At 53.7% G+C, this 10,272-nt stretch carries 11 protein-coding genes; 2 read left to right on the top strand and 9 right to left on the bottom strand.

The annotated features are described in order from the left end of the window. Positions 1–41: 41 nt before the first annotated feature. The 8 genes from TH30_RS17375 to TH30_RS17340 form a co-directional block, all read right to left on the bottom strand. Positions 42–449 (bottom strand): GFA family protein, encoded by a 408-nt coding sequence (locus tag TH30_RS17375; protein ID WP_114099349.1) that lies wholly within the window; start codon positions 447–449, stop codon positions 42–44. A gap of 263 nt (positions 450–712) precedes the next feature. Next, complete coding sequence (locus TH30_RS17370; protein ID WP_181850367.1) at positions 713–1,585, bottom strand: isocitrate lyase/PEP mutase family protein; 873 nt, start codon at positions 1,583–1,585, stop codon at positions 713–715. Positions 1,586–1,603: 18 nt separating this feature from the next. Further along, positions 1,604–2,875: a TRAP transporter large permease gene (locus TH30_RS17365; protein ID WP_114099348.1), complete on the bottom strand. Its 1,272-nt coding sequence runs from the start codon at positions 2,873–2,875 to the stop codon at positions 1,604–1,606. Then, positions 2,872–3,360, bottom strand: coding sequence for a TRAP transporter small permease (locus TH30_RS17360; protein WP_114099347.1), 489 nt, complete (start codon positions 3,358–3,360; stop codon positions 2,872–2,874). The genes TH30_RS17365 and TH30_RS17360 overlap by 4 nt, the downstream gene beginning before the upstream one ends. 222 nt (positions 3,361–3,582) lie before the next feature. Then, entirely contained in the window at positions 3,583–4,572 is a 990-nt protein-coding gene (locus tag TH30_RS17355; RefSeq protein WP_114099346.1) for a TRAP transporter substrate-binding protein, read from the bottom strand. Positions 4,573–4,872: 300 nt separating this feature from the next. Next, positions 4,873–5,424, bottom strand: a complete 552-nt coding sequence (locus TH30_RS17350) for a GNAT family N-acetyltransferase (protein ID WP_114099345.1) — start codon at positions 5,422–5,424, stop codon at positions 4,873–4,875. A gap of 21 nt (positions 5,425–5,445) precedes the next feature. Continuing rightward, positions 5,446–6,000, bottom strand: coding sequence for a helix-turn-helix domain-containing protein (locus TH30_RS17345; protein WP_114099344.1), 555 nt, complete (start codon positions 5,998–6,000; stop codon positions 5,446–5,448). Between the two features lie 139 nt (positions 6,001–6,139). Next, positions 6,140–6,544 carry a RidA family protein gene (locus TH30_RS17340; protein WP_114099343.1) on the bottom strand — a complete coding sequence of 135 codons (405 nt, stop codon included), beginning with the start codon at positions 6,542–6,544 and terminating at the stop codon, positions 6,140–6,142. 143 nt (positions 6,545–6,687) lie between these two features. On the opposite strand from TH30_RS17340, the gene TH30_RS17335 reads away from it, so the two are divergent. After that, positions 6,688–7,290, top strand: a complete 603-nt coding sequence (locus TH30_RS17335) for a TetR/AcrR family transcriptional regulator (protein WP_114099342.1) — start codon at positions 6,688–6,690, stop codon at positions 7,288–7,290. A 79-nt stretch (positions 7,291–7,369) separates the two neighbouring features. Here the strand turns inward: TH30_RS17335 and TH30_RS17330 are convergent, their stop codons facing one another. After that, positions 7,370–7,708, bottom strand: a complete 339-nt coding sequence (locus TH30_RS17330; protein ID WP_114099341.1) for a rhodanese-like domain-containing protein — start codon at positions 7,706–7,708, stop codon at positions 7,370–7,372. 604 nt (positions 7,709–8,312) lie between these two features. On the opposite strand from TH30_RS17330, the gene TH30_RS17325 reads away from it, so the two are divergent. Further along, on the top strand, positions 8,313–10,259 hold the full coding sequence (locus tag TH30_RS17325; protein ID WP_114099340.1) for a PrkA family serine protein kinase: 1,947 nt from the start codon (positions 8,313–8,315) through the stop codon (positions 10,257–10,259). Positions 10,260–10,272 lie beyond the last annotated feature (13 nt).

The following is a 10,272-nucleotide window of genomic DNA, read 5'->3' as shown; positions in this document are numbered from 1 at the left end:
CGATGGCTGCGGGGTTTTCTTTTGGCTTCGACAAATCGCAGCTATCCGGGCATTCCCGCCACCTTTGTGACCCGTTCAAGCCCATCATCCCAGTTGGCCTTGCTGCCCGTCATGATGTGCGCATCAGGCACATTGGTGACCGGGGTATCAAGGCTTCCTGCTGGCACTACAACCAGTTTGCCGCCCATCTGTTCGCCTGGAACCGCAGAGCCACACGCCGAACAGAATGATTTCGCATGACGGGTTCCGGGCAAGGTGAAGGATGTAACCTTGTCTTTTCCGGTAAGCCAGCTGAGCTTCGCGCCTTGTGAAAACAGGTTGGCCGCATGCGCGGAACCCGTGTCTTTCTGGCAATATTTACAGTGGCACAGGAAAAAGGCATCAAAAGTGCCTGTTACCTCAAATGTCACCTGCCCGCACAGGCAGCTTCCGCTGTGTTTCTCGCTCATGATTTCCCTGCTTCGATCTGCCCTGCCCAATAGCCACAGGGTTGTTCTTTTCTTGTCGCCAACAACAACCGGTGATCGACATTTTAAGACATCACTTAGTGACTTGGTATCCCCTTCCCCTGCCCGCTATGCGGCAAGAAAGACCGTTCCAGTCATAAGTGTGCTCCGGATTCGTTAAAACGGCGCTGGCGGTCCATACAAACGCTCAGGGCGACGCAATCCTTCCGGTGCGTCGCCCTGAAACATTCATTCAGTCTGCGTGCCTAACCGTCGCGACGCGACGAAGCATAGCGTTCCGACTCTTCATAATATTCGTCGAACCCGATACGATTGCGCAGATCAGCCCAGTTCATCAGCTTGTCATCACGCGGTTGCCCTGCCTTCATGGTCTGCAAGGTTTCAACCATCGCCTTCATCGCTGCTGCCATCAAAGACAGAGGATAAGCCGCGATCTGATACCCGATTTCCTTAAGCTCTGCGGGTGACAGATCCGGGGTTTCTCCACCTTCGACGATATTGGCCATTTTCGGCCCCGGTAGCTCGGCGCAAAGGGTACGCATTTCATCAACAGTCTTCGGCGCTTCGACAAACAGAATGTCGGCCCCCAGTTCCTTGAACTTTGCCGCACGGTCAATTGCCTCGGACAGGCCGTGCTGATGACGGGCATCGGTGCGCGCAAGGATCAGGATATCTGCCCCGGCTTCGCGGGCATCAACGGCGGCACGAATCCGGTCGAACGCCTCGTCACGGCCGACCACTTCCTTGCCCTTGGTATGACCGCAGCGTTTTGGAGCCAGTTGATCCTCGATCATCACCGCGGCACAGCCTGCCTTGGCAAAGCCGGTAACCGTGCGTCTGACATTCATGGCATTGCCATAACCGGTATCGCCATCGCCAATCAGCGGAATCGAGATGGCATCAGTAATGTTGCGGGCCTGGTCAAGAACCTCGCCATAGGACATCAGGCCAAGGTCGGGCGCACCGATCCGGGCCGCAGATGTCGCGAATCCTGACATGAAGGTCAGAGCAAACCCTTCCTGTTCGATCAGCTTGGCAGAAAGCGCATCAAAACAGCATGGCATGGTGATCAGATCGCCGGTGGCCAGCAGCGCACGCAAACGATCCGCAGGTGTCATTATATGTGTCATCAGTCTTTACAGTTTGAACGGAATATAGAGTGCAAGGTCGTGCCAGACATAAAGAATGGCCGCACACAGGAACATCAGCATCAGGAACGGTGCCACACCACTCGCGACCTCACCCAAGCGGGCTTTGGCCACAGACTGGATGACATAAAGATTCAGCCCGACGGGCGGTGTAATCAGGGCACATTCGACCATGATCACCATATAGACGCCAAACCAGATCGGATCGAAACCAAGCGCAAGGGCCGCTGGCAACAGAACCGGCGTCATGATCAGAACCATTGATAATGCTTCGAACACAAGCCCCATCACCAGAAGAACAGCAGTTACAACCAGAATGAAGCCAAGGTCGGTATCTATGCCCTGCGTGATCATCATCGAGATGTCTTGAGGGATTCGATAGAGCGTGATCGCCTTGCCAAAGATTTTTGCCCCGGCAATGATCAGAATGATCGCAACCGTGGTTGCCATACTGTCAAACACTGCCTTTTTAAGCGCATCCCATGTCAGAACCCGCATGATCGGGCCGGTAATGATCAGCGACGCGGCAAATCCGATTGCGGCGGCTTCGGTTGGCGTAAAGGCGCCTGAATAGATCCCCGAAATAATCAGAACCGCAAGAATGACAGACGGCAAAGCCTTAAGCGTTGCACGACGACGTTCTGCCCAGCCCTGTTTGGGTTCGCTTTCCTGTCCGCCCATACGGGCATAGATCATCGAGAAAATAATAAAGAAGACCAGCAACGCGATCCCCGGCCCGATTCCGGCAAGGAACAGCGAGATCACCGATTCTTCGGTCACAAAACCATAAATGATCATCGGAATCGATGGCGGGATCAGAATGCCAAGCGTGCCACCCGCAGCCAGAAGACCATAAACGAACTTCTTGTTGTAGCCGCGATTGATCATTTCCGGAATGGCGACCGTCCCGATGGTCGCAGCGGTCGCAACCGACGAGCCCGAAATAGCCGCAAACACGCCACAAGACAGAATGGTTGCAACCGCAAGCCCGCCCGGCCAATGCCCAACCCAGGCACTCACCGCCGCAAACAGGTCATTGCCGACCCCCGCACGCAGCAGGATGTTCGACATCAACAGAAACAGCGGCACCGCCAGAAGGATAAAGCCATCAAGGGTGGAAAGAACGGCTTGCGGGGCCATCAGTGGCGAAAAGCCGCCCAGCAGCAACATCGCAAGACCAAGGCCGCCAAGGGCAAAGGCAACAGGCACGCGCATCAGCAAAAGCGCGAACATTGCCGCAAGGGTCAGAAGAATGGTCATTCATGTGCCCCTTTCGGAATTTCCTTGCCGCGCAGAAGGCCGACAATTTCAATAACGGACTGCACTGCGAGTAACGCAAATCCAAGTGCCACCGGCAGCTCTGCCACCCAGGCCGGAAGATCAAGCATCGTGCCACTGGTCCGGCCGCGCTCGTAACTTTCGTAGAATATTTCCCAGCCCTTGAAAGTCACCATCACCGAAAAGGCAAGGATGCAGGCCATGGCGGCAATTTCGATGCTACGCTGAACCGGTTCGGAAAACAGGCGGGTGACAGCATCCACCGAAATATGGCGACGTGCTGCCAAGGCCCAGGGCATACCAAGCAACGCGCCCCAGATCAGGCAAAGTTGCGAAAGCTCTGCCGCCCAGATCGTCGGACGGACAAAGAAATAGCGCGCAATGACTTCATAGGTCAGCATGCAGCCAGCCAGCACAAACAGGATGGCCGCGACCCATGCCAGACACAGCATTAATCGATCAAACATCTTAAAAACGAATGCCGTTGCTCAGGTGCAAATGATTGTGCGGCCCGACAACAGTCATCTCCTGATCTCAAAGGGGGCGGAAAATCATCATCGTCCCAACCGGCCGGGCGACACTTGGCCGGAAATATGGCCTTGAAGCCCGGGATCAGGACGATGATGCGATCAGATCAAAGGCGATCATCGGGTCATCACACATCAAACCTGTGATGACCCGCTTGATGATCAGAATTTCTGGGCAGCTTCGAAGACCTGTTTGCCAAGGTCACCGGTATGGGCAAGGAATGCCTCGTAAACCGGTTTGGCAGCTTCGCGCCACGCAGCCATTTCTTCCGCAGTCGGATTGTAAATGGTCATGCCGTTCGCTTTGGCTTCTTCATATGCAGCAGCCTCAATTGCCGTCATGCGATCACGAACATCATTTTCGGCATTCACTGCCGCGGTCGAGATGATGTCACGCTGTGCATCGGTCAGGCCGTTCCAGAAATCGGTATTCACAACCACGATGAATTCAATGTCAGCGTCGTTGGTGGTGGTGACGGTGTCCATGACTTCCCAAAGCTGACGGGATTTGACACCCGACATGCCGGTCATGCCAACATCAACCGTGCCGCGCTGATAAGCGATATACTGCTCGGATCCGGAAATCAGGGTCGGTGCACCGCCAGCTGCAGAGATGAAATCACCCTGCGTTTTGGAGAAGACGCGAACTTTTTGACCTTTAAGGCCATCCGGGCCTTTGATCGGGCCGCCATTCGACAGCATGATCGACCCGCCATAAGCCTGCCACCACAAAACCGTCGCACCGGTTTCAGCAATCGCGGCATCAAGCGGCGCGCGGACCGGAGAATCCGGGGAAACGGCCTTGCGGACCTTTTCTTCGTTATCAAGAAGGAACGGCTGATAGAAAACGTCAACAGCCGGAACATCACCAACATAGCGGGTCAGCGACGCCACACCCATTTCAATGGCACCCGAACCGACAGCAGCGGGCACTTCCTTGTCTTTGTAAAGCTGGGCTGAGTCGTAAATCTGAACTTCGATGTCGCCATTCGATTTCTGCTCGACCTCGTTCTTGAACATCAAAAGGTTCTGGCCAAGGTGGCTTTTCATTGGCAGCTGCAGCGAAATGCGCAGGGTCAGATCAGCCGCGTGCACCGCACCGGAAAAGCCGACAGCCGTCATCAGGGCCGCCGCAAGGGCAAATTTCTTCATAATGAGCTTCCTCCAGGAACTTTTATTCTAATTCTTTATGCCGGACGGCAAAGATGCGCCTATTTTCCGTTGGCATTCAACATCTTTTGCGTTCGACAGTGCTCCTATCAGAAAACCCTTAGTGCAACGCACAAGACCCTGAAGCACGGGAATTAAAAGGAATATCGGGAAAGAATTCAGAAATTTGTCGCAATGCAAAATTGCGAATTCTACCGGCAGCTTACCTGCATCCTTTGGTTCTGGCATGCCAGAACCGGCATATTGGATACAATTTCGGGAATCGCCCGTAGTATCAAAAGGCTAGTCTTTCAAGCGCTTAAACATAATTGTGGTTGCGCTGAGCTTGTCGGAAAACGGATCGCGGGCATAGTCCGGGATCACCCCGGCAGTTTCAAAACCAAGAGACGTATAAAGCCGTTCGGCACTGTCCCCTGTGCGGGTGTCGAGTGTCAGCAAACTGCGTCCCAGCTCCCGGGCACGATCTTCTGCCGCCAGCATCAATTCCCTCGCGATCCCGCGACGCCGGCAATCGGGGCGCACCATCAATTTGCTGATATCGCCACGATGGGCCTGATTGGGCATGGTGTCGCAGTCAAGCTGTACGGTGCCGACAATCCGGTCATCGTCAAGGGCCGCAAAAAGTGTTCGTCTGCCACCGGCCATGGCCGGAAGAGTCCGGTCGCGCCAGAACGCCACGGCTTCGCTGATCGGGAACGGCTCAATAAAGCCGATACTCGCCCCGCCATGAACGCAGGCATGGAGCATTTCGCCAAACTGATCAAGACGAGCCTCAAGCGTGTCTGCATTCAGGCGCACAATCAACGGGGCATCAGTGATTTCAGATTTGGTCATGGTGGCGGACTTCCCGGATGGTCATTCGACAATAAACAGGTGATAGCGGGCACCGGAATGCCTAGGGGTCTGGAACACATTGCCACCGCGCAGCTGATAGCGCAGGCAATCCCCGGCCTCCAGATTGTGGCTCTGGTGATTGACCTCCATGATCAATTGGCCCTCAAGCATCACCAAATGATGTTCCAGCCCGTCACGTGGCGTCCCGGCATATTCGATCCGCGTATCCGCATCGATTTCGACTTCAAGCACCTCGCCCGACAGATTGCGCGATGTGGGTGAAACCAGACGGCGACGATATCCGGTTTCCGGATCGGTCCAGACTTCCTGACGGGCACGTGTGATCAGGGGGATAAAATCCTCTTCGACCATTTGCATCAATCGCGACAGAGTGACACCAAAGGCAACGCAAAGCTTGCCAAGAACACTTGCCGTCGGACTGACCTCGCCATTTTCGATGCGTGACAGACTGGCACGGCTAACGCTGCTGCGTTTTGCCAGCTCATCAAGCGACCATCCCCGTTCCGAGCGCAGGGATGACAGGCGTGCGGCAAGTCGTTTTTCGATGTCGTCCATCTTTCACCTTTAATCTCAGTAACGGGATATTTTTCCATTTACGAGAAATCGTCAAGGTAAAAAACCGGCCCCGCCTTATCAACAGGGGGGCCGGTTCACGCATTGATCCGTCTTGTTTCAATGCATTCAGATTGCCCAATCAGGCATTTGACGCGGGAATGCGGGCGATCACCTTGATTTCGAAATCAAAGCCGGCAAGCCAGTTCACGCCAACTGCCGTCCAGTTCGGATACGGGGCCTTGTCAAAGACAGCCCCTTTTACATCCATGATATCTGTAAACTGGTTTTCCGGATCGGTATGAAAGCTTGTGACATCAATGATGTCCGCAAGACCGCATCCAGCAGCGGCAAGAATGGCCTTGAGGTTTTCAAATGCCAGCGCAACCTGTTTTTTAAAATCGGGCTCAGGCGTGCCGTCTTCACGACTGCCAACCTGACCCGAGACGAAAAGCAAGTCACCGGATCGGATGGCAGGGGAATAACCGTGTGCGTCGTAAAGCGCATGACGGTTTGGCGGAAAGATTGCTTCATTTGCGAGGGTCATGAGGACCTCCTTTTCAGGCAAATTCAGATTGTATGGTGTTTTGATTTCATTTCAGATACGCTGCGTATGTGAAATGAGAGATACTCACATACGCAGCGTATGTCAATTAATATACGTCCCGTATGTCAAATTCGGAGTGCCTGATGGCTGCCAAAACCCGTGCTGAAAAAATGGAAGAAACCCGCGTCAAGCTGATCGCCGCCGGACGCAAGGCCTTTGCCGAAAAGGGATATGCGAGCGCATCAATGGATGAGCTGACCGCAACGGCCGGTCTGACGCGTGGCGCGCTTTATCATAATTTTGGGGACAAGCTCGGATTGCTTGGGGCCGTGGTCGATGAAATAGACTCGGCCATGGCCCAAAAGGCCAAGGACGCGGGTGAAGCAGCAGGCGGCGGCTGGAACGGGCTTATGGCCGAAGGCCGCACCTATATTGAATTGGCACTTGATCCCGAAATACAGCGCATCGTTCTTCGCGATGGTCCGGCATTTCTGGGGGATCCGTCACAGTGGCCAAGCCAAAACCGCTGTTTGCAGGCAACAATCAAAACCCTGAACGAGCTGGCAAAGAACGGCGCAATCAAACCGGTTGATATAGAAGCACTCGCCAGACTGCTGAATGGCGTTGCCCTTAATGCTGCACTTTGGGTCGGGACAAGCGAAGATCCGCAAGACACACTTCACAAGGCCATTGCGGCCTTTGAATGCCTTGCATCAGGCGTATTGGTAAAGCCTGCCTCAGAATGACGTCGGCCTGAAACGGGGCGGGAAATTCGGAGTGGTCACGTCACATTCCACCCCCTGCCCCGTCAAAGGAACGGCAGGCTTATTTGCCGCCCTCAAGATCAAACCCGGCACGCGCCCAGCTTTGAATGCCACCCTTAAGGTTGCTGACCGCGCAATCGACATGGGCCAGAACGGCATTGGCCGCCCCAAACGAGCGTTGCCCCACCGCGCAAACAAAAACCAGATCGGTGTCCTGTTCGTCAGTCAGATCAACAAGGGCGGCAATATCAAAATTCGAGGTCGGCATATTGATAGCGGTTTCGATATGGCCGGTTGCAAATTCATCGGGCTCACGGACATCGATCACGGTCACACTTTCCTGCCCGATCATAAGATCGAGTTCATGCGGTTCGACAAACTTTACGGCACCGTCGGTCATTTCATTTTCCCTGTCTGGCGGTCCTCGCCGCCACTGTTCTGACATTCCTGATCAGGGGCAGTGATAGCGCCGGGCAATCGGCTTGTGCAAATGCAAAATAATTTTGCCTCCGCGCATGACGGGCAAGCTCCTTGCTGACAGCCTGCCTTGGTCACTCAACCGTGATCAATCTGGCGGAAATTCCTTGGATAATACTTATGTCTTACCTTGCGGAACCGATTGCAGCTTCCCAAGTCAATTATAAGAACATTTTACAGTGGCGACGACCATGGTCATCCCGACAGGTTGGCGCCCGTTCAGGTCTTAAGTTGATCGAAAGGGTTGCCGCAACGGGGCCCAAATACCGCAACCCAAAGTAGCAAATATTCAATTGTGAAATGGCAAAGACAACAGCTTCAAACTCTTGGCATCTTCTGCCGCACATTAACCTTAAGCTAAATACAGTTCGTTAGAATATTTACTGTCAGGCAAATGCATCGAAACGACTTTTGCTGACGTACACAGAATCAGGCGGCCGCAATCAGGTCTGCTGCACCGCAAAACACGCAGGACAGGAAACGATAGTTCGACACCAGAGAGATAACGTTTGAAAGGAGACCGCGCCATGGCTGAAGAGAAGGATATCTTCGAGCTGTATGCGGAAGGATATGACGGAAAGCAAGAAACCGAACTGACCATCCGTGACTACCTCAATCTCTGTCGCGAAGATCCAACGGCCTATGCCTCGGCCGCTGAACGCATGATCGCAGCGATTGGCGAGCCGGAACTGATCGACACGTCGACAGATTCCCGTCTTGGCCGAATTTTCCTAAACCGAACCATCAAACGTTACCCTGCTTTTGCCGATTTCTTCGGAATGGAAGAAACGGTCGAACGCATTGTCGGATTCTTTAAATACGCGGCTCAGGGGCTTGAGGAACGCAAACAGGTTCTCTATCTGCTTGGCCCGGTTGGCGGAGGCAAAAGTTCACTGGCCGAACGTCTCAAGGAACTGATGGAACGAGAACCCATCTATGTTTTGAAGGCCGGTGATCAGATCAGCCCGGTTTTCGAAAGCCCGCTTGGCCTGTTCAACCCCGCAAAAATGGGCGATGCCATCGAAGACAAATACGGCATTCCCAAACGTCGCCTCACGGGGCTTATGTCGCCCTGGGCTGTTAAGCGCCTTGACGAATTTGGCGGTGATTTGACCAAATTCTCGGTCGTTAAACTGATCCCGTCACGCCTGCGCCAGATTGCCATCGCCAAAACCGAACCGGGTGATGAAAACAATCAGGATATCTCGTCGCTGGTCGGCAAGGTCGACATCCGCAAGCTTGAATATTACAGCCAAAATGACCCGGATGCGTATAGCTATTCCGGTGGTTTGAACCGCGCCAACCAGGGCATTCTTGAATTCGTCGAGATGTTCAAGGCCCCGATCAAAATGCTGCATCCATTGCTGACTGCAACGCAGGAAAGCAACTATATCGGTACGGAAAACCTCGGCGCGATCCCGTTCCAGGGTCTTATCCTTGCGCACTCAAACGAATCAGAATGGCAGACATTCAAGGCCAACAAGAATAACGAGGCCTTCATCGACCGTATCTCGGTGATCAAGGTGCCCTATTGCCTGCGGGTCACCGAAGAAACCATGATCTATGAGAAGCTGCTTCAGGGATCAGAGCTTGAACAAGGGGCCTGTGCGCCCGGAACGCTTAAGATGCTGGCACAGTTTTCCGTCCTGTCGCGGTTGCAGGAACATGAAAACTCCAACCTTTATTCCAAGATGCGTGTCTATGACGGCGAGACATTGAAAGACGTCGACCCCAAAGCCAAATCCATGCAGGAATACCGCGATACGGCCGGTGTGGATGAAGGCATGGATGGTATTTCAACCCGCTTTGCCTTCAAGGTGCTTTCGGAAACCTTCAACCATGACACCCTTGAGGTCGCAGCCGACCCCGTGCATCTGATGTATGTCCTTGAACAGGCGATCCGGCGTGAACAATATCCGGAAGAACGTGAAAAGGACTATATGGACTTCATCAAGTCCGAACTGGCCCCGCGTTATGCCGAGTTTATCGGGGCGGAAATCCAGAAGGCCTATCTCGAAAGCTATTCCGATTACGGGCAGAACCTGTTTGATCGTTACGTATCCTATGCTGATGCATGGATCGAGGATCAGGACTTCAAGGATCCCGATACGGGTCAGCTTCTTGATCGCAAGATCATTGATCAGGAACTTTCGAAAATCGAAAAACCGGCGGGCATCGCCAATCCGAAGGACTTCCGTAACGAGGTCGTCAAATTTGCCCTGCGTGCACGCGCCAATAACAAGGGCAAAAACCCGGCATGGACGTCTTATGAAAAACTGCGCGATGTCATCGAAAAACGCATGTTCAGTCAGGTCGAAGACCTGCTGCCGGTGATTTCGTTCGGCTCGAAAAAAGACAGCGATACCGAAAAGAAACACAACGAGTTCGTCAAACGCATGATCGATCGGAGCTATACCGAACGTCAGACCCGTCGTCTGGTTGAATGGTATATGCGCGTGAACAAGGCCGGATAAGCCACGCCCTCGG

Source organism: Thalassospira profundimaris (genome assembly GCF_003326795.1).
Taxonomy (GTDB): Bacteria; Pseudomonadota; Alphaproteobacteria; order Rhodospirillales; family Thalassospiraceae; genus Thalassospira; species Thalassospira profundimaris_C.
Note: the sequence above shows the minus strand (reverse complement) of the source record. Positions and strands in the feature narration are given on the sequence as shown.

What these genes read in the sequence shown, in the direction of transcription:
- TH30_RS17375 (WP_114099349.1), bottom strand. Translation starts at nt 449, where the DNA reads ATGAGCGAGAAACACAGCGGAAGCTGCCTGTGCGGGCAGGTGACATTT.
- TH30_RS17370 (WP_181850367.1), bottom strand. Translation starts at nt 1,585, where the DNA reads ATGACACCTGCGGATCGTTTGCGTGCGCTGCTGGCCACCGGCGATCTG.
- TH30_RS17365 (WP_114099348.1), bottom strand. Translation starts at nt 2,875, where the DNA reads ATGACCATTCTTCTGACCCTTGCGGCAATGTTCGCGCTTTTGCTGATG.
- TH30_RS17360 (WP_114099347.1), bottom strand. Translation starts at nt 3,360, where the DNA reads ATGTTTGATCGATTAATGCTGTGTCTGGCATGGGTCGCGGCCATCCTG.
- TH30_RS17355 (WP_114099346.1), bottom strand. Translation starts at nt 4,572, where the DNA reads ATGAAGAAATTTGCCCTTGCGGCGGCCCTGATGACGGCTGTCGGCTTT.
- TH30_RS17350 (WP_114099345.1), bottom strand. Translation starts at nt 5,424, where the DNA reads ATGACCAAATCTGAAATCACTGATGCCCCGTTGATTGTGCGCCTGAAT.
- TH30_RS17345 (WP_114099344.1), bottom strand. Translation starts at nt 6,000, where the DNA reads ATGGACGACATCGAAAAACGACTTGCCGCACGCCTGTCATCCCTGCGC.
- TH30_RS17340 (WP_114099343.1), bottom strand. Translation starts at nt 6,544, where the DNA reads ATGACCCTCGCAAATGAAGCAATCTTTCCGCCAAACCGTCATGCGCTT.
- TH30_RS17335 (WP_114099342.1), top strand. Translation starts at nt 6,688, where the DNA reads ATGGCTGCCAAAACCCGTGCTGAAAAAATGGAAGAAACCCGCGTCAAG.
- TH30_RS17330 (WP_114099341.1), bottom strand. Translation starts at nt 7,708, where the DNA reads ATGACCGACGGTGCCGTAAAGTTTGTCGAACCGCATGAACTCGATCTT.
- TH30_RS17325 (WP_114099340.1), top strand. Translation starts at nt 8,313, where the DNA reads ATGGCTGAAGAGAAGGATATCTTCGAGCTGTATGCGGAAGGATATGAC.